The 16,958-nt window shown below is 67.8% G+C and carries 16 protein-coding genes; 2 read left to right on the top strand and 14 right to left on the bottom strand.

Annotated elements, in window-relative coordinates; all coding sequences use genetic code 11:
* Nucleotides 1–12: 12 nt before the first annotated feature.
* From VL15_RS34130 to edd, 3 genes are all read right to left on the bottom strand, one after another.
* Nucleotides 13–1,374, bottom strand: a complete 1,362-nt coding sequence (locus tag VL15_RS34130) for a GntP family permease (protein ID WP_048251207.1) — start codon at nucleotides 1,372–1,374, stop codon at nucleotides 13–15.
* A gap of 223 nt (nucleotides 1,375–1,597) precedes the next feature.
* Nucleotides 1,598–2,224, bottom strand: a complete 627-nt coding sequence (eda, locus tag VL15_RS34125) for a bifunctional 4-hydroxy-2-oxoglutarate aldolase/2-dehydro-3-deoxy-phosphogluconate aldolase (protein ID WP_048251206.1) — start codon at nucleotides 2,222–2,224, stop codon at nucleotides 1,598–1,600.
* Nucleotides 2,225–2,243: 19 nt separating this feature from the next.
* Nucleotides 2,244–4,100 (bottom strand): phosphogluconate dehydratase, encoded by a 1,857-nt coding sequence (edd, locus tag VL15_RS34120; protein ID WP_048251205.1) that lies wholly within the window; start codon nucleotides 4,098–4,100, stop codon nucleotides 2,244–2,246.
* Nucleotides 4,101–4,393: 293 nt separating this feature from the next.
* On the opposite strand from edd, the gene VL15_RS34115 reads away from it, so the two are divergent.
* On the top strand, nucleotides 4,394–5,242 hold the full coding sequence (locus tag VL15_RS34115) for a MurR/RpiR family transcriptional regulator (protein ID WP_027783542.1): 849 nt from the start codon (nucleotides 4,394–4,396) through the stop codon (nucleotides 5,240–5,242).
* Nucleotides 5,243–5,329: 87 nt separating this feature from the next.
* On the opposite strand, the gene VL15_RS34110 is transcribed toward VL15_RS34115, so the two are convergent.
* From VL15_RS34110 to bamE, 9 genes are all read right to left on the bottom strand, one after another.
* Nucleotides 5,330–5,752: a CopD family protein gene (locus VL15_RS34110; protein WP_006760213.1), complete on the bottom strand. Its 423-nt coding sequence runs from the start codon at nucleotides 5,750–5,752 to the stop codon at nucleotides 5,330–5,332.
* Nucleotides 5,753–5,769: 17 nt separating this feature from the next.
* Nucleotides 5,770–7,041 (bottom strand): glutamate-5-semialdehyde dehydrogenase, encoded by a 1,272-nt coding sequence (locus VL15_RS34105; protein WP_048251204.1) that lies wholly within the window; start codon nucleotides 7,039–7,041, stop codon nucleotides 5,770–5,772.
* Between the two features lie 137 nt (nucleotides 7,042–7,178).
* On the bottom strand, nucleotides 7,179–8,273 hold the full coding sequence (gene holA / locus VL15_RS34100) for a DNA polymerase III subunit delta (RefSeq protein WP_048251203.1): 1,095 nt from the start codon (nucleotides 8,271–8,273) through the stop codon (nucleotides 7,179–7,181).
* 18 nt (nucleotides 8,274–8,291) lie between these two features.
* The gene (gene lptE / locus VL15_RS34095) at nucleotides 8,292–8,843 is read right to left on the bottom strand and encodes an LPS assembly lipoprotein LptE (protein ID WP_048251202.1); all 552 of its coding nucleotides are present in this window, start codon (nucleotides 8,841–8,843) and stop codon (nucleotides 8,292–8,294) included.
* A gap of 38 nt (nucleotides 8,844–8,881) precedes the next feature.
* Entirely contained in the window at nucleotides 8,882–11,476 is a 2,595-nt protein-coding gene (leuS, locus tag VL15_RS34090) for a leucine--tRNA ligase (RefSeq protein ID WP_048251201.1), read from the bottom strand.
* A gap of 253 nt (nucleotides 11,477–11,729) precedes the next feature.
* On the bottom strand, nucleotides 11,730–12,188 hold the full coding sequence (locus VL15_RS34085; RefSeq protein ID WP_048251200.1) for an ExbD/TolR family protein: 459 nt from the start codon (nucleotides 12,186–12,188) through the stop codon (nucleotides 11,730–11,732).
* Between the two features lie 24 nt (nucleotides 12,189–12,212).
* Nucleotides 12,213–12,881: a MotA/TolQ/ExbB proton channel family protein gene (locus tag VL15_RS34080; protein ID WP_048251199.1), complete on the bottom strand. Its 669-nt coding sequence runs from the start codon at nucleotides 12,879–12,881 to the stop codon at nucleotides 12,213–12,215.
* An 18-nt stretch (nucleotides 12,882–12,899) separates the two neighbouring features.
* Nucleotides 12,900–13,697 carry a 4-hydroxy-tetrahydrodipicolinate reductase gene (gene dapB, locus VL15_RS34075; protein WP_048251198.1) on the bottom strand — a complete coding sequence of 266 codons (798 nt, stop codon included), beginning with the start codon at nucleotides 13,695–13,697 and terminating at the stop codon, nucleotides 12,900–12,902.
* 65 nt (nucleotides 13,698–13,762) lie between these two features.
* Nucleotides 13,763–14,581, bottom strand: coding sequence for an outer membrane protein assembly factor BamE (gene bamE / locus VL15_RS34070; protein ID WP_048251197.1), 819 nt, complete (start codon nucleotides 14,579–14,581; stop codon nucleotides 13,763–13,765).
* Between the two features lie 141 nt (nucleotides 14,582–14,722).
* Here bamE and fur point away from each other — a divergent pair, with 141 nt between their 5' ends.
* Complete coding sequence (gene fur, locus VL15_RS34065; protein WP_011350926.1) at nucleotides 14,723–15,151, top strand: ferric iron uptake transcriptional regulator; 429 nt, start codon at nucleotides 14,723–14,725, stop codon at nucleotides 15,149–15,151.
* A 172-nt stretch (nucleotides 15,152–15,323) separates the two neighbouring features.
* Here the strand turns inward: fur and VL15_RS34060 are convergent, their stop codons facing one another.
* Entirely contained in the window at nucleotides 15,324–15,848 is a 525-nt protein-coding gene (locus VL15_RS34060; protein WP_048251196.1) for an ureidoglycolate lyase, read from the bottom strand.
* A 13-nt stretch (nucleotides 15,849–15,861) separates the two neighbouring features.
* Nucleotides 15,862–16,869: an allantoicase gene (alc, locus tag VL15_RS34055; RefSeq protein ID WP_048251195.1), complete on the bottom strand. Its 1,008-nt coding sequence runs from the start codon at nucleotides 16,867–16,869 to the stop codon at nucleotides 15,862–15,864.
* Nucleotides 16,870–16,958: the final 89 nt, after the last annotated feature.

Genomic DNA, 16,958 nt, shown 5'->3' with positions numbered 1-16,958 from the left:
GACTACCCCTTGTTACAAAACCAGGCTCAGCAGCAGCGTGAAGCTAAGACCAAGCACCGAGATGATGGTTTCGAGCAACGACCAGGTCTTGAACGTCTGACCGACCGTCATCCCGAAGTACTCCTTGATCAGCCAGAAGCCGCCGTCGTTCACGTGCGAGAAGATCAGCGAGCCCGAGCCCGTGGCGAGCACCAGCAGCTCCGGGCTGACCGTCGTGCCGGCCGCCGCCGCGATCGGCGCGACGATGCCGCAGGCCGTCGTCATCGCGACCGTCGCCGAACCCGTCGCGAGACGCATCAGCGCCGCGACGAACCAGCCGAGCAGCAGCGGCGACAGGTGCGCGTGCTTCGCGGTCTCGACGATCTGCTGCGAGATCCCGCTGTCGCGCAGGACGCCGCCGAAGCCGCCGCCCGCGCCGACGATCAGCGTGATGCCGGCGATCGGCGCCAGGCACTCGCTGCAGAACTTCTGGATCTGGTCGCGGTTGAAGCCCTGCTTCGCGCCGAACGTCCAGAAGCTGACCAGCACCGCGATCAGCAGCGCGACGTCCGAGTTGCCGGCAAAGCGCAGCAGGTTGTTCGGCAGCGACTTCGGCGTGAACAGCAGGTCGGCCCAGCTGCCGACGAGCATCAGCACGACGGGCAGCAGGATCGTGAACAGCGTGATGCCGAAGCTCGGCAGTTCGCGCTTGCGACCATCCGTGTGCGAATCGACGAACTGCGCGGCGAGCGGGTTATGTTCCGGCAGCTTCACGAACTTCGAGATCATCAGCGCGAACATCGGGCCCGCGATGATCGCGGTCGGCACGCCGACGAGCAGGCCGAACGCGATGGTCTTACCGATATCGGCGCCGTATTGCTGGACGGCCAGCAGCGCGGCCGGGTGCGGCGGAATCAGGCCGTGCACGACGGACAGGCCGGCCACCATCGGCAGACCGACGACGAGCAGCGACTTGCCGGTGCGCTTCGCGACGTTGAACGCGATCGGGATCAGCAGCACGAAGCCGACTTCGAAGAACACCGGCAGGCCGACGATGATCGCGACGAACATCATCGCCCAGTGGATGTTCTTTTCCCCGAACCAGTCGATCAGCGTGGTCGCGATCCGTTCGGCGCCGCCCGATTCGGCCATCATCTTGCCGAGCATCGTGCCGAGGCCGACGACGATCGCGATGTGGCCGAGCGTGCCACCGGTGCCCGTCTCGAACGACTTGACGATCTTGTCCATCGGCATGCCGACGACGAGACCGAGGCCGAGCGAAACGATGATCAGCACCAGGAACGGGTAGATCTTGTAGCGCGCGATCATCAGGATCAGCGCGGCAATCGCGATCAGCGTGAATACGAGCAGCATGCTGCCTTGGACAGCCCCCATGTGGCACTCCTCCTAGAATTGTTCGAACCGGGCGAGTCGTTGCGAGTATGCCCGGCTATGCAGGTCTCCGAAACACGGGAGGTCCCCCACCCGCCGTCAGGACGCTGAATTTTACTTTTCTTTACGGTCCACGGATAGAACCGGTTCCATCAGCAAAAACCCTCAGTAAAACAAGCACTAAGCGCTTGTTCTCCGAGGGTCGGACTACCATTTCGTACAAGTCTTAGCGGGGCAGCTGGCTCGCGGCTTGTGCGAGGCGCGTGACTTCGGCCCAGTCCTGCGCGGCGAGCGCGGCCTTCGGCGTGAGCCACGAGCCGCCGACGCAGACGACGTTCGGCAGCTTCAGGAAATTCGGCGCGCTCTCGACCGTGATGCCGCCCGTCGGGCAGAACTTCAGCGCCGGGAACGGGCCGTGGAACGCCTGCAGCATCGGCACGCCGCCCGCCTGCTGCGCGGGGAAGAATTTCACGATCTCGTAGCCGAATTCGAGCGCCTGGATGATGTCGCTCGGCGTCATCACGCCCGGCAGCAGCGGCAGGCCCGCGTCGAGCGACGCGAGGTGCAGGTCCTTCGTCAGGCCCGGCGACACGCCGAACTTCGCGCCCGCGCGCTTCGCCTGCGCACAATGCTCGGGCTTCGTGATCGTGCCGACGCCGACGACGATGTCGTCCGCGAGCTGGCTCGCGCGCTGGATCGCTTCCAGGCCGGCCGGCGTGCGCAGCGTGATCTCGAGCACCTTCACGCCGCCCGCGTGCAATGCGCGCGACACCTGTTCGCCCTGCTCGACCGAGTCGAATGCGAGCACCGGAATGACCGGGCCCAGCTTCACGATTTCACCAATCGTCTTCATCGATAACACTCCTTGAAATTCAAGCGGCGACGTGGACGGCCGTTTCGCCGACCAGCGTCCCGAAAACCGATGCGCCCTGCTCGGCCGGCGCCGCGGCCGCGCGGAACACGCCGAACAGTTCGCGCCCGAAACCGACTTCATTCTCGGCCTGATGCTGCGGCTGCGCGACCGGGCGCGCGTGCCACTCGGCGTCGTCGACCTCGATGTCGAGCACGCCGGCTTCCGCGTCGATCACGAGCGTGTCGCCCGTCTTCACCTTGCCGAGCGGGCCGGCCAGCAGCGCCTCCGGCGACACGTGGATCACCGCCGGCACCTTGCCCGACGCGCCCGACATGCGGCCGTCGGTCACCAGCGCGACGTGGAAACCCTGATCCTGCAGCACGCCGAGCAGCGGCGTCAAACGGTGCAGCTCGGGCATCCCGTTCGCGCGCGCGCCCTGGAAGCGCACCACCGCGACGAAATCGCGCTTCAGCTCACCGCGATCGAATGCCGCCTGCACGGCTTCCTGCGAATCGAACACGATCGCGGGCGCCGTCACCTTGCGGTGCTCGGGCGCGACCGCCGAGATCTTGATCACGCCGCGGCCGAGCCGGCCCTGCATCAGGCGCAAACCGCCGTCCGGCTGGAACGGGTCGCGGATACCGCGCAGCACCTTCGTGTCGTGGCTCTCGGCCGCGCCGTCGACCCACGTCAGCTTGCCGTCGATCAGCTTCGGCTCCTTCGTGTAGTGCGACAGCCCCTTGCCGGCGACCGTCGTCACGTCCTCGTGCAGCAGCCCGCCTTCGAGCAGGTTGCGCACCAGGAACGCGACGCCGCCCGCGGCGTGGAAATGGTTCACGTCGGCCTTGCCGTTCGGGTAGATCTTCGCGAGCAGCGGCACGACGGCCGACAGCTCGTCGAAATCGTTCCAGTCGATCAGCACGCCGGCCGCGCGCGCGATCGCGACGAGGTGCAGCGTGTGGTTGGTCGAGCCGCCCGTCGCGAGCAGCGCGACGATCCCGTTGACGATCGCCTTCTCGTCGATCACATGGCCGATCGGCGTGTAGTGGCCGCGCTCGACGGTCAGGTCGAGCACGCGGCGCGCGGCCTCGGCCGTCAGCGCGGTGCGCAGCGGCGTGTGCGGATGGACGAAGGCCGAACCCGGCAGATGCAGCCCCATCAGCTCCATCAGCATCTGGTTGCTGTTCGCGGTGCCGTAGAACGTGCAGGTGCCGTGGCCGTGATACGCGGCCGATTCGGCTTCGAGCAGCGCGTCGCGGCCGACCTGTCCGGTCGCGAACTGTTGGCGGATCTTCGCCTTGTCGTCGTTCGACAGGCCGCTCGTCATCGGGCCGGCCGGCACGAAGATCGTCGGCAGGTGGCCGAACTGCAGCGCGCCGATCAGGAGACCCGGCACGATCTTGTCGCAAATGCCGAGGCAGAGCGCCGCGTCGAACATGTTGTGCGTGAGCGCGATCGCCGTGCCCATCGCGATCGCCTCGCGCGAGAACAGCGACAGCTCCATCCCCGGATTGCCCTGCGTGACGCCGTCGCACATCGCCGGCACGCCGCCCGCGAATTGCGCGACACCGCCGTTCTCGCGCGCGGCGGCCTTGATGATCTCGGGGAAATCCTTGTACGGCGCGTGCGCGGACAGCATCTCGTTGTACGAGGACACGATGCCGATGTTCGGCTCGCGGATCGCCTTGATCGCGAACTTGTCGTTGCCCTCGAGGCCCGCGAAGCCGTGCGCGAGGTTCGCGCAGGACAGCGCGCCGCGCGCCGGGAACTTGCCCTGCGCGCCGTCGATGCGCTGCAGATAGGCGGAACGGGTCGATTGGCTGCGGGCGATCACGCGTTCGGTGACCTTCGCCAGAGTGGGGTGCAGCGACGTCATGCTGGGCGCTCCTGTATGCCGGCCGACACCGGCGGTTGGAATCGTGGGGACGGTCGAATGCATCGACAGAACGAAGTCAGTCTAGTAGAAAAACTACACGCATGCAATGCGGATCGATTCACTCGCACCCCTTACTCCCGCCACCAGCAAGGCTTTACCTAGTGAAAACCCTAACCACCTCCACCCACGACACCACGAAAGAGCAATAATGTAGCTAGTATTTTTATGTAGATTTTCTACAATTCGATTGCGATACACTCGCTCATCCGAACCAGATTACCGCCTGCCGTCCCATGCTGCCTCGCATTGAAGCGATCCGCGCCGAGTTGCGCCCGTCCGAGCGCAAGCTCGCCGACTACATCCTCGCCGCGCCGCGCGAGGTGCTCGACCTCGCGATGACCGAGCTGTCGACGCGCGCGGGCGTCAGCCAGCCGACGATCGCACGCTTCTGCCAGGCGCTCGGCTGCAGCGGCTTTCGCGAATTCAAGATCCGGCTCGCGCAGAGCGTCGCGCCGGGCGTGTCGTCGGTGTATCGCGACGTCGAACCCGACGAACCGGCGCCCGGCATCATCGGCAAGGTGTTCGATCGCACGATCGGCGCGCTGATCGAGGTGCGCAACAGCCTGTCGGCCGGTAGCGTCGCCGACGCGATCGCGCTGCTGTCGAACGCGTCGCGCATCGAGTTCTACGGCGCCGGCGGCTCGGGCATCGCCGCGCAGGACATCCAGCACAAGTTCTTCCGGCTCGGCGTGCCGAGCGTCGCGTATTCGGATCCGCATACGTTCTCGATGTCGTCAGCGCTGCTCGGCCCGCACGACGTCGTCGTCGCGATCTCGAACACCGGCCGCACGCGTGACATCGTCGACGCCGCGCGCTCCGCGCTCGCGTGCGGCGCGAAGGTCGTCGCGATCACGCAGAGCCATTCGCCACTCGCGAAGCTCGCGACGGTCAGCCTCGCATCGAACGTCGCCGAGGAAACGGACGTGTTCTCGCCGATGACGTCGCGGATGTCGCATCTCGCGATCGGCGACATCCTCGCGGTCGGCGTCGCGCTGTCGCGCGGCCCCGCGCTGATGGAACGGGTCGGCCGCGCGAAGGAAGCGATCACGCGCCGCCGGATCGACGACGGCACGAAGGACTGAAAAAGAACCACGCGTAAACGACAAACGGCGCCCCGCAGGGCGCCGTTGCGCATGGATCGACGCCAGCAGCCTCGCCGGCCACACCGCTCAAAACGGCTTGATCACGACCAGCGCGACCGCCGCGAGCATGCCGAGCACCGGCAGCTCGTTGAACACGCGATACCACTTGTCGGTGCGGCGGTTCTCGCCGCGCTCGAACACCCGCAGCAGGTGCCCGCAGTACGCGTGATAGATGACGAGCAGCAGCACGACCGTCACCTTCGCATGGATCCAGCCCTGCCCCTGCCCGATGCCGATCACGAGCCAGAGCCACAGCCCGCAGGCCAGCGCCGGCACCGCGATCATCGTCATGAAGCGGAACAGCTTGCGCGCCATCAGCAGCAGGCGCCGCACCGCGGCCGGATCGGTCTCCATGGCCAGGTTCACGTAGATGCGCGGCAGGTAGAAGAGCCCCGCGAACCACGCGGCGATCAGAACGATATGGAACGTCTTGACCCAGAGCATTGCCATCGGTTGTGCGCCTCGCTTTACTGGCGGCCTTCGCCGTGTCCGAGCACGACGTACTTCAGCGACGTCAGCCCTTCCAGGCCGACGGGGCCGCGTGCGTGCAGCTTGTCGTTCGAGATGCCGATTTCCGCGCCGAGGCCGAATTCGAAGCCGTCCGCGAAGCGCGTCGACGCGTTGACCATCACGCTCGCCGAATCGACCTCGCGCAGGAACCGCATCGCGCGATCGTGATCCTCGGTGACGATCGCATCCGTGTGATGCGAGCCGTAATGGTTGATGTGCTCGATCGCGGCGTCGAGGCCGTCGACGACCTTGATCGCGAGCACCGGCGCGAGATATTCGGTGTGCCAGTCTTCCTCGGTCGCATCGACGAGCGGCCCGACGCCCGCATCGGCGAGCACCGTGCGCGCGGCCGCATCGACGCGCAGCTCGACCTGCTTGTCGCGATACAGCTTGCCGAGCGGCGGCAGCAGCGTCGCCGCGATGCCGCTTGCGACGAGCAACGTCTCCATCGTGTTGCAGGTGCCGTAGCGGTGCGTCTTCGCGTTGTCGCAGACGGTGAGCGCGCGGTCGAGATCGGCGCGATCGTCGACGTACACGTGGCAGATGCCGTCGAGGTGCTTGATCATCGGTACGCGCGCCTCGTTGATCAGGCGCTCGATCAGGCTCTTGCCGCCGCGCGGCACGATCACGTCGACGTAGTCGGTCATCGTGATCAGCTTGCCGACCGCCGCGCGATCGGCCGTCTCGACGACCTGCACCGCATCCTGCGGCAGGCCGGCCGCCTCGAGACCTTCGCCGATCAGCTTCGCGAGCGCCGCGTTCGATTCGAGCGCTTCGGAGCCGCCACGCAGGATCGTCGCGTTGCCCGACTTCAGGCACAGCGCGGCCGCGTCGATCGTCACGTTCGGGCGCGATTCGTAGATGATGCCGATCACGCCGAGCGGCACGCGCATCTGGCCCACCTGAATCCCGCTCGGGCGGAACTTGAGGTTACCGATCTCGCCGATCGGATCGGCCAGCGATGCGACCTGGCGCAAGCCCTCGACCATCGTCTTCAGCGCCTTGTCCGACAGCGTCAGGCGGTCGATGAACGCCGCATCGTGCCCCTTTTCACGGGCGCGGGCGACATCGCGTGCGTTCGCCTCCTTCAGTGCCTGCGCGTCGCGTTCGATCGCGCGCGCCACGGCGTCGAGCGCCGCGTTCTTCGCGGCCGTGCTGGCGCGCGCCATCGCGCGGGAAGCGTGCCGGGCGCGGCGGCCCAGGTCGGTCATGTACTGATCGATATCCATCGTGTGACTCGAGAAGCGAGCCGCGCTGGGCGGCATGAATTCGTGGGGAAGCATGTGGGGCGGCGGCCGGATGGCCGCCCCGACCATCGAAGCATTGTAAGCGGGTTGCGCAGTGCGCGCTGACGGCCCGGAGGGACTTAACGCCGCACGCGACCCGCGGTCGGCGGTCGTTCGCCGCGTGCGCCCGCAACCGTCATCGCGAGCTGGAACAGCCCGTCCCACGGATCGGGCGGCGGCTCGTCCTGCGTGCGGCGGCCCGGCATGACGGCCGTGAGCCCCTTGACCTGCCGGTCGAGCTTCGCGGCAAACGCGAGCGCCTTCTCGAGCATGGGTGCCGACACGCGGTTCAGCGCGGGGCCGATCAACCGCTCGCGCGGCCCCCACACGCGGTTCTCGCGCAGCAGCGTCGCCAACGGCTTGCCGGCGTCCGCACCGCGCTTGATCCGCAGCAGCGTGCGCAACTCCTCGACGACGGCCCACATCACGAGCACGATCGCCTCGCCCTCGCCCTTCAGCCCGTCGATCATCCGCGCGAGCCGCGCGGCGTCGCCGGCGAGCATCGCTTCGTTCAGCTTGAAGACGTCGTAGCGCGCGACGTTCAGCACCGCGTCGTGCACCTGCTCGAACGACAGCGCGCCTTGCGGATACAGCAGCCCGAGCTTCTGGATTTCCTGGTGCGCGGCGAGCAGGTTGCCCTCGACGCGCTCCGCGATGAACTGCAGCGCGCGCCGCCCGTCCTCGCCGGGCGCGGCGCGCTGGCCCTGCATCGCGAGACGCTGGCCGATCCAGTTCGGCAGTTGCGCGCGGTCAACCGGATCGATCTTCAGCGCGACGCCGCCGTTCTGCAGCGCGGTAAACCACGCGGATTTCTGCGTGGCCGCGTCGAGGCGCGGCAACGTGACGAGCATCAGCGCATCGGGGTTGGGTGTGGCCGCGAGCGTCTTCAGCGCATCGGCGCCTTCCTTGCCGGGCTTGCCCGACGGAATGCGCAGCTCGATCAGCTGGCGCTCGCCGAACAGCGACATCGCCTGAGTCGCGCCGAGCAGCACGCTCCAGTCGAAGCCGCGCTCGACCGTATGCACCGATCGCTCGGTGAAGCCGGCCGCGCGCGCGGCCGCACGAATGCGGTCGCACGCTTCCTGCGCGAGCAGCGGCTCGTCGCCGTAGACGGTATAGAGCCCGGCCAACCCCTTCGCGAGGTGCGGCTCCAGCGCATCAAGTCGCAATTGCATCGGTGCGTGCGCCGTCGATCAGAGCGGCGGCGGCGGCAGCGGCGCGCGCGGCGCGACGCCCGGCACCACGTCCTCCGGCGCCGGCGTCAGCGAGTGGACGATCGCGAGACGCCGCATCAGCTGGTCGACCGCATCGTTCTGCATGTCGCCGTACAGGATGTCGGCTTCCTGCGCCTTCGCGTTCGTGTACTGGTCGCTGTACGTCATCGCGCGGTTCAGCGCGATCGCGCTCGGCGGGATCAGTACGGTGCCGTCCTTGCTCGTCAGCGTGTAGTTCAGCGTATAGAACAGTGCGTATTCCTGCGCCGAGCCGAACTGGTTGAGCGTCAGCGTGTTCTGGCCACGCGACTCCCACATGCGCAGCACGGCGTCGGCGTCATCCGCCGACTTGACGATCTTCGTGTCGCTGCCGGCCTGGACGAGGCGCGTCAGCCGCGCCTCGACGGGCGCCGACGCGCCGGCCACCAGCAGGTGCTTGAACGCGTAGTCCTGCTGGCCGCGCAGCTGGAAGCCGCATGCCGACAGCGCGACCGCGCTGCCGACGAGCATCAAAAACGATCTGCGGATCACCTTCGCTCCTTCTGTGTACGTCCGACGGCCGGCGGCCGTCAGACGACGATGTTCACGAGGCGGCCCGGCACGACGACGATCTTCTTCGCCGGCTTGCCGTCGCTGAACTTCGCGAACGCGTCGTCGGCCACTGCCGCGGCTTCGATCGCCTCGCGGCTCGCGTCCTTCGCGACCTTCAACGCACCGCGCACCTTGCCGTTCACCTGCAGCACGAGTTCGATCTCGGCCTGCTCGAGCGCAGCCTCGTCGACCTTCGGCCACGGCGCATCGAGCAGCGTGCCGAATTCGTCCGCGTAGCCGAGCGTCTTCCACAGCTCGAACGTGACGTGCGGCACGACCGGGTACAGCACGCGCAGCAGCACGCCGTACGTCTCGCGCAGCACGCCGGGCGTCGCGCCCTTCGCGCCGTCGATCGCGTTCAGCATCTTCATCGCGGCCGACACGACCGTGTTGTACTGCAGGCGCTGGTAGTCGAAATCGGCCTGCTTCAGCACGCTGTAGATCTCGCGGCGCAGCGCCTTGTCGGCTTCGCCGAGCGCGGCCGCATCGAAGCCCGCGCGCGCGGCGAGCGCTTCGTTGTTGCCGTAGCCGAAGCTCCATACGCGGCGCAGGAAGCGGCTCGCGCCCTCGACGCCCGCGCCCGACCACTCGAGCTGCTGCTCGGGCGGCGCGGCGAACATCGTGAACAGGCGCGCGGTATCGGCGCCATACAGGTCGATCAGCACCTGCGGATCGACGCCGTTGTTCTTCGACTTCGACATCTTCTCGATGCCGCCGAGCACGACCGGCTCGCCGTCCGTGTTCAGCGTCGCGCCGACCGGGCGGCCCTTGTCGTCGTGCGTGACCGTCACGTCGGCCGGGTTGTACCAGGTCTTCTTGCCCGATGCGTCTTCGCGGTAGAACGTTTCGTTCAGCACCATCCCCTGCGTGAGCAGGTTCTTCGCCGGCTCGCCGAACTTCACGAGACCGAGGTCGCGCATCACCTTGGTCCAGAAGCGCGAATACAGCAGGTGCAGGATCGCGTGCTCGATGCCGCCGATGTACTGGTCCATCGGCATCCAGTAGTCGGTGCGCGCGTCGACCATGGTCTCGGCGTCCGGCGCCGTGTAGCGCGAGAAGTACCACGACGAATCGACGAACGTGTCCATCGTGTCGGTTTCGCGCTTCGCGGCCGCGCCGCACTTCGGGCACGCGCAGTTCACGAACGCTTCCGACTTCGCGAGCGGGTTGCCCGAGCCGTCCGGCACGAGGTCTTCCGGCAGCACGACGGGCAGATCCTGCTCGGGCACCGGCACGTCGCCGCACGACGGGCAGTGGATGATCGGGATCGGCGTGCCCCAGTAGCGCTGGCGCGACACGCCCCAGTCGCGCAGGCGCCACGTGACCTGCTTGTCGCCGAAGCCGCCGGCGTTCAGGTCGGCCGCCACCGCGTCGACCGCGTCCGCATAGCGCAGGCCGTCGTACTTGCCGCTGTTCACGCAGACCGCGGTTTCCTTGTCGCCGTACCACTCCTGCCAGGCGTCGAGCGAATAAGCCTGGCCTTCGGCCGAGATCACCTGCTTGATCGGCAGGTCGTATTTCTTCGCGAATGCGAAATCGCGCTCGTCGTGGCCCGGCACGCCCATCACCGCGCCTTCGCCATAGCTCATCAGCACGTAGTTGCCGATCCACACCTCGACCGGCTCACCCGTCAGCGGGTGCTTGACCGAGAAGCCCGTCGCGACGCCCTTCTTCTCCATCGTCGCGACGTCGGCCTCGGCGACGCCGCCGCGCTTGCATTCGTCGATGAACGCCAGCAGCTCGGGCTTGTCCTGCGCGAGGCGCGTGGCGAGCGGGTGCTCGGCCGCGACCGCGCAGAACGTGACGCCCATGATCGTGTCGGCGCGCGTCGTGAACACGCGCAGCAGCTTCTGCTCGCCGTCGAGCTCGTACGGGAAGCCGAAGTTCACGCCGAAGCTCTTGCCGATCCAGTTCTGCTGCATGATCTTCACGCGCTCGGGCCAGCCGAGGCCGTCGAGATCGTTCAGCAGCTCATCCGCGTACTGCGTGATCCGCAGGTAGTACATCGGGATCTCGCGCTTTTCGACGAGCGCGCCCGAACGCCAGCCGCGGCCGTCGATCACCTGCTCGTTCGCGAGCACGGTCTGGTCGACCGGGTCCCAGTTCACGGTGCCCGTCTTCTTGTACGCGATGCCCTTCTCGAGCATCTTCAGGAACAGCCACTGGTTCCACTTGTAGTAGTCGGGCTTGCACGTCGCGATTTCGCGCGACCAGTCGATCGCGAGGCCCATCGACTGCATCTGGCCCTTCATGTAGTCGATGTTGTCGTAGGTCCACTTCGCGGGCGGCACGCCGTTCGCCATCGCGGCGTTCTCGGCCGGCATCCCGAACGCATCCCAGCCCATCGGCATCAACGTGTTGTAGCCGTTCATCCGCAGATAGCGGTACATCACGTCGTTGATCGTGTAGTTACGCACGTGACCCATGTGCAGCTTGCCGGACGGGTACGGCAGCATCGACACGCAGTAGAACTTCGGCTTCTGCGAATCTTCCTTCGTCTTGTAGGCATCGGCTGCGCGCCAGTCGCCCTGGGCGGCGGCTTCGACGTCGGCGGGTACGTATCTCTCGTGCATGGTGTGGTTCGGACTAGGCTTTAAGCGGCGCGACGGCTCGCGCGCAGGTGTGGATCGAAAATCGCGCTTGCCCGGCGCGGGAACAGGCTGGCGGTTTCCAGGCCCGACCGCGGTTGCCGGAAGAACCCGGAATGCCCGGACGAGCTCCGGATGACCAGGGAAACCCTGCAGACCGGGAAAAACGTCGATTATACCGCCCGCGCCGGCCCGCACGGCCGGTCTCGCGGGCCTGGGCCCTCAACACGACGAGGTGTCAGGGTTTCGCGCCGGCGGCGGTCGGCGCGGCGGCGCCCGCCTGCGGCGGCATGTCGGTCACGAAGCCGATCCGCGTGAGGCCCGCGGCCTGCGCGGCCCCCATCACCTGCGCGATCACGTCGTAGCGGGTCGCGCGCGACGCGCGCAGCCGCAGCTCGGGCGGCGCGGCGCCCGCGGCGGCGGCCCGGAAGCGCGCCGGCAGCGCGTCGAGCGCGACGGGCGCGTCGTCCCAGTACAGCTTGCCCGCGTCGTCGATCGACAGCGTGACGGATTGCGGCGTGTCGCGCGCGACGCTGGCCGCGACCTTGGGCAGGTCGAGCCGGATCGCGTGCGTCATCAGCGGCGCGGTAATGATGAAGATGACGAGCAGCACGAGCATCACGTCGATCAGCGGGGTCATGTTGATCTCCGCCATCGGCGCGGACGTCTTGTGGTGCTCGAGTCCGCCGAATGCCATGGTTGCTCCTCCGGGATGGGCGCGTCAGGATTCCTGCGCGCACACGAACACGTGCAGGTCGCGCGCGAAGCCGTCGAGTTCCTCGGCGAGTTGCCGCACGAGTCGCCCGAGGATGTTGTAGGCCAGCACCGCCGGAATCGCGACGACGAGCCCGAACGCGGTCATGATCAGCGCCTCGCCGACCGGCCCCGCGACGTTCTCGATCTGCGCCTGACCGCTCGCGGCGATGCTGCCGAGCGCATGGTAGATGCCCCACACGGTACCGAGCAGCCCGACGAACGGCGCGGTACTGCCGATCGACGCGAGCAGCACCTGACCGAATTCGAGACGCCGCTGCGAGCGCAGCATCGCGTGACGCAACGCGCGCAGCACGCGTTCGTTGCGTTCGACGCGCGCGGCCAGTGCGGCCGGGTCGTGGTCGTCGGCCGCATCGCGCGCGGCTTCGGCGAGCGGCACGAACACGCGCTCGCGATCGGCGCCGGCGAGCGCGGCGATGCCCGCGTCAAGCGACGGCGCGCGCCAGAACGCGGCGAGCGCACGCGGCCCCTGCCGCTTCGCGCGGACCAGCAGCCAGGCTTTCATGAAGAGGAAGCACCAGCTGGCGACGGACATCGCCAGCAGCACATAGGCGACGGCGTGCGTGATCGCATCGCCGCTTTCGAGGTAGTGGACAACGCCGGTGGGAATCGCCATCGGAGTTTCCCCATTGTGTCAGCGCAGGCCGAGCACGTCCTGCATGTCGAACAGGCCGGCGCCGCGCGCCGACAGGAAGCGGACCGCGCGCAGCGCGCCCTGCGCGTACGACACGCGGCTCGACGACTTGTGCGTGATCTCGATGCGCTCGCCGATCCCGGCGAACAGCACGGTGTGGTCGCCGACGATGTCGCCGCCGCGGACCGCGGCAAAGCCGATCGACGACGGATCGCGCTCGCCCGTCACGCCGTGGCGGCCGTACACCGCGCAATCGTCGAGCGAGCGGCCGAGCGCGCCGGCGACGGCTTCGCCCATCATCAGCGCGGTGCCCGACGGCGCATCGACCTTGTGGCGGTGATGCGCCTCGATGATCTCGATGTCGTAGCCGTGCGAGAAATGCTTAGCCGCAAATTCGAGCAGCTTCAGCGTGACGTTCACGCCGACGCTCATGTTCGCCGCGAACACGATGCCGATCTTGCCGGCCGCGGCCTGCAGTTCGGCCTTCTGCTCGGCGGTGAAGCCGGTCGTACCGATCACGAGCTTCACGTCGTGGCGCAGCGCGGCCTCGATGTGCGCGATCGTGCCTTCCGGACGCGTGAAATCGATCAGGTAATCGGCCTGCGCGAATACGGCGTCGAGGTCGTCGGTCAGCTTGATCCCGGTTTCCCTGCCGAGGAACGCGCCGGCGTCCTGGCCGAGGAACGGCGAATCGGCGCGGTCAAGCGCGCCGACGAGCTGTGCATCGGGATCATTGAGAACGGCTTCGATCAGCATCCGGCCCATACGGCCCGATGCGCCGGCAATCGCAATCTTCATGGCTTTCTACACGACAGGTCTAAAGGCGGGCGGCACATGCCGCCCTGTTTCCGCTTGCCGGCCGCTTACTGCGACTGGGCCGGCGCGGTGATCGGCTGGTTCTGCAGCGTGTCCGAGCCTTGCGGGCCGACCGGCGGCGCCGCCTCGTTCGACACGTTCGGCTGCGGCGGACGATGGAACTGGAACTGCGGCTGGATCGCCGGAACCGCGCCCGGCGGCTGGCCGCCCGGCACCGGCGCACCGCCGGCAGCCTGCGTGGACGGCGCGAAGCGGCGCGCGTTCGAGCCCTGACCCGACACCTGGTTGGTCGCGCGGTTTGCCGCGCGGGCAGCCTGCGCGTTCGCATCCTGGTCGACCACCGCGCCGGACGCCGGCACGACGGACGGGCTGGCGACGGTATCCGGCGCCGGCGCGCTCGCCGCTTGCGCAGCGCGCGCGGCAGCCGCCTCGGAAGCGGCCCTCGCCGCCGCGGCCGCCTTCGCCTTCTTGCCGCCGCGGTCGCCGTCGATGTCGGCCAGCAGGTCGAGCTCGGACGGCAGGTTGTCGGCGCCGGTCCAGCCCGCGAGGCGATCGCCCGCGAAGGTCACGACGAGATCGCGCTGCTGGACGACCGCCGTCGAGCCGCGCTTGAAGTAGAAGAGGTAATCCCAGCGGTCGGCGTGGAACATGTCCGCCAGCAGCGGCGTGCCGAGCAACGCGCGCACCTGCTCGCGCGTCATGCCGACCTGCAGTTGCGCGGCTTTCTCCTGCGATACGAAGTTGCCCTGCACGACGGTGATCCGATAGGGCGTGATGCTCTGCGCGATGCGCTGCGTCACGCTGTCGTACGACGAACAACCAGCCAGCGCCGCAACGGCGGCGGCAGCGATGATGGCACTCCGCATGCGACTCCTCTGAAAGTGCGAAAGCGATTCTGGGATCATTTCCTTCACCGTGCTGGCCCGTGTGCAGGCCGCGCGTGTTTCTGGAACGGCGAAAAGCCGGTAACATTGAAGCCCTGCATTGTACTCTAGGGATGCCTAGCCATGACCAATCCGACGGATCTCAAGAATATTGGGCTCAAGGCCACCCTACCGCGCCTCAAGATTCTCGAGATCTTCCAGCAGAGTCCGGTGCGCCACCTGACGGCCGAAGACGTCTACCGCAACCTGCTCAACGAGCAGCTCGACATCGGGCTCGCCACCGTCTACCGCGTGCTCACGCAGTTCGAGCAGGCCGGCCTGCTCACGCGCAGCAACTTCGAATCCGGCAAGGCCGTGTTCGAATTGAACGAAGGTTCGCACCACGACCACCTCGTGTGCCTCGATTGCGGCCGCGTCGAGGAATTCTTCGACGCCGAGATCGAGGGCCGCCAGCAGGCCATCGCGAAGGAGCGCGGCTTCCGGCTCCAGGAACACTCGCTCGCGATGTACGGTTCCTGCACCACCGAAAACTGCCCGCACCGCAAGCACTGAAGCGCGCGACCCGCGCACGCAGCACGGCCCGGCCGGCATTTCGCCGCCCGGGCCGTGTTCTTTTCGGGATCGTGCCGCGCGCCGCGCGCGGACCGGTTCGGAACGCTTACGAAAGCCCTTCGGCCGTCTCACGCCGCCCGCGCCCGAAACCCGGCGCCGGCTGCGCGTCGCGTCAGGCCGTGCTCGCGCAGGCCGGCTCGAACTCGAGCGCCCATGCGACGTCGAGCGGGATCTCGTCGCAATTCGGCTGCGAGCCGCCGCGATCGACGATCACGAAATCGCTGACCGCGTCGAGCGCGAGCAGCGGATGGTGCCAGACGCCCTTCGCATAGTTCACGCCCTGCCAGCCTTCGGCCAGGAACGCGCGCATCGCGTCGGGCCGGAATTCGCCGGCCGGCGCGACCACGATCGCGTAGCGCGACACGGCCGCGAGCGGGATGAAAGCCTGGCTGCCGTGCGGATGGCGCTCCATCAGCGTGATGGCGACCGGCAGCGCGCGCGGCTGCGCGCGAAACACGCTGACGAGCGGCCGGCCGCCGTCCGCACAGACGTCGATCGTCGCAAGATCGTGGAAGCGTTCGGTCGTGCCGCCGTTGATCGGGAAATGCCGCGCGCCTTCGAGCGCGATCACGTCGCCGAACGGCGCGAACGCTTCGCGGGTCAGGCGCTCGACGCGCAGGATGTGTGGTCCGCTCATGCCGTTACCCCCTTCAAGCCGGCTCGCCCCACAGACGCAGGCGCGACACGCCGCCGTCCGGGAAGATGTTGAAACGCACGTGCGTGACGGGGCCGAGCGCCGCGAGCTGGTCGAACGTATGCACGTGGTCCATCGACAGCTTCTGCTCGCCGAGCAGTTCGGCCCAGAACATCGCCTGCGTGACGAGCGAATCGTCGGTGCCGCCCGCGACCCGCGCGGCCTGCAGCGAGCAGCGGTCGGGGAAGTTGCCCTTGAAGAACGCCGTATCGACCTCGACGCGCCGGATGATGCCCGGCCGCGCGAGCGCGACGATCGCCCAGTCGTTGCCGGGCTCGCGGCGGCGCCGCGTTTCCCAGCCGTCGCCCATGTTCGCGCCGCGCCCCGGCATCAGCATCTGCGATGCCGGGCCGAAGTGCTGGTTGTTCGCGGCCACGAGATGACCGCCGTTCTCGATCGCCGCGAGATCGACGAGCTCGCCGGCCGGCACGTCGCGCCAGTCGCGCTGCGGCTGGCCGTACACGCGCAGCCGCGCCAGCCCGCCGTCCGGATACAGGTTCACGCGCAAGTGCGTGACCGGCTTCGCGTCGTCGACGCTCACGTAGTGATGCGAATTGCCTTGCAACGTCGTCGCGGGGACGATCGTGCGCCACTCGGCGTCGTCGGGCGGCGTGTCGCCGTCGGCGCTGCACGCTTCGATCGACGCGGCCGGCGGGAAATTGCCGGTGAAGTGGCTCGTGTCGAGATCGACGCCGTGGATCACGCCCGGGCGCGCAAGGCGGACCACGCAGAAGTCGTGGCCGGTCGTGCGCTTGCGGCGCGTTTCCCAGCCGTCCATCCACTTGCCGTGGTCGTCGTACTTGCCGGGAATGAACACGGCCGGCTCGGGATTCAGCATGCGTTCCTTCGGCGCGAAGAATTCGTCGCTGGCGAAGAGCGCCTGCGCACCGAGGCGCGGGTCGGCGAGGTTCATGTAACGCCGCGTAAACGCCGGCGCGTTCGGATCGAGGATGGGGGCTGCCATGTCGTCTCCACTATGTTTAAAAGCGCCGGCGCGTCGAGGCGCCGGCCGCATGTCTTACGATCGCGCGGGACTACCGGGGGCAGGGGACG

It is taken from the genome of Burkholderia cepacia, assembly GCF_001039005.1.
Lineage (GTDB): Bacteria > Pseudomonadota > Gammaproteobacteria > Burkholderiales > Burkholderiaceae > Burkholderia > Burkholderia theae.
The sequence above is the reverse complement of the archived record's forward strand: the minus strand, read 5'-3'. Positions and strand labels throughout refer to the sequence as shown.

Excerpts from the sequence above, each read along its gene's own strand:
- alc (WP_048251195.1), bottom strand. The coding sequence starts at position 16,869 with ATGGCAGCCCCCATCCTCGATCCGAACGCGCCGGCGTTTACGCGGCGT.
- eda (WP_048251206.1), bottom strand. The coding sequence starts at position 2,224 with ATGAAGACGATTGGTGAAATCGTGAAGCTGGGCCCGGTCATTCCGGTG.
- holA (WP_048251203.1), bottom strand. The coding sequence starts at position 8,273 with ATGCAATTGCGACTTGATGCGCTGGAGCCGCACCTCGCGAAGGGGTTG.
- VL15_RS34080 (WP_048251199.1), bottom strand. The coding sequence starts at position 12,881 with ATGGCGATTCCCACCGGCGTTGTCCACTACCTCGAAAGCGGCGATGCG.
- VL15_RS34085 (WP_048251200.1), bottom strand. The coding sequence starts at position 12,188 with ATGGCATTCGGCGGACTCGAGCACCACAAGACGTCCGCGCCGATGGCG.
- VL15_RS34130 (WP_048251207.1), bottom strand. The coding sequence starts at position 1,374 with ATGGGGGCTGTCCAAGGCAGCATGCTGCTCGTATTCACGCTGATCGCG.
- leuS (WP_048251201.1), bottom strand. The coding sequence starts at position 11,476 with ATGCACGAGAGATACGTACCCGCCGACGTCGAAGCCGCCGCCCAGGGC.
- VL15_RS34060 (WP_048251196.1), bottom strand. The coding sequence starts at position 15,848 with ATGAGCGGACCACACATCCTGCGCGTCGAGCGCCTGACCCGCGAAGCG.
- edd (WP_048251205.1), bottom strand. The coding sequence starts at position 4,100 with ATGACGTCGCTGCACCCCACTCTGGCGAAGGTCACCGAACGCGTGATC.
- VL15_RS34115 (WP_027783542.1), top strand. The coding sequence starts at position 4,394 with ATGCTGCCTCGCATTGAAGCGATCCGCGCCGAGTTGCGCCCGTCCGAG.
- VL15_RS34110 (WP_006760213.1), bottom strand. The coding sequence starts at position 5,752 with ATGGCAATGCTCTGGGTCAAGACGTTCCATATCGTTCTGATCGCCGCG.
- dapB (WP_048251198.1), bottom strand. The coding sequence starts at position 13,697 with ATGAAGATTGCGATTGCCGGCGCATCGGGCCGTATGGGCCGGATGCTG.
- bamE (WP_048251197.1), bottom strand. The coding sequence starts at position 14,581 with ATGCGGAGTGCCATCATCGCTGCCGCCGCCGTTGCGGCGCTGGCTGGT.
- fur (WP_011350926.1), top strand. The coding sequence starts at position 14,723 with ATGACCAATCCGACGGATCTCAAGAATATTGGGCTCAAGGCCACCCTA.
- VL15_RS34105 (WP_048251204.1), bottom strand. The coding sequence starts at position 7,041 with ATGGATATCGATCAGTACATGACCGACCTGGGCCGCCGCGCCCGGCAC.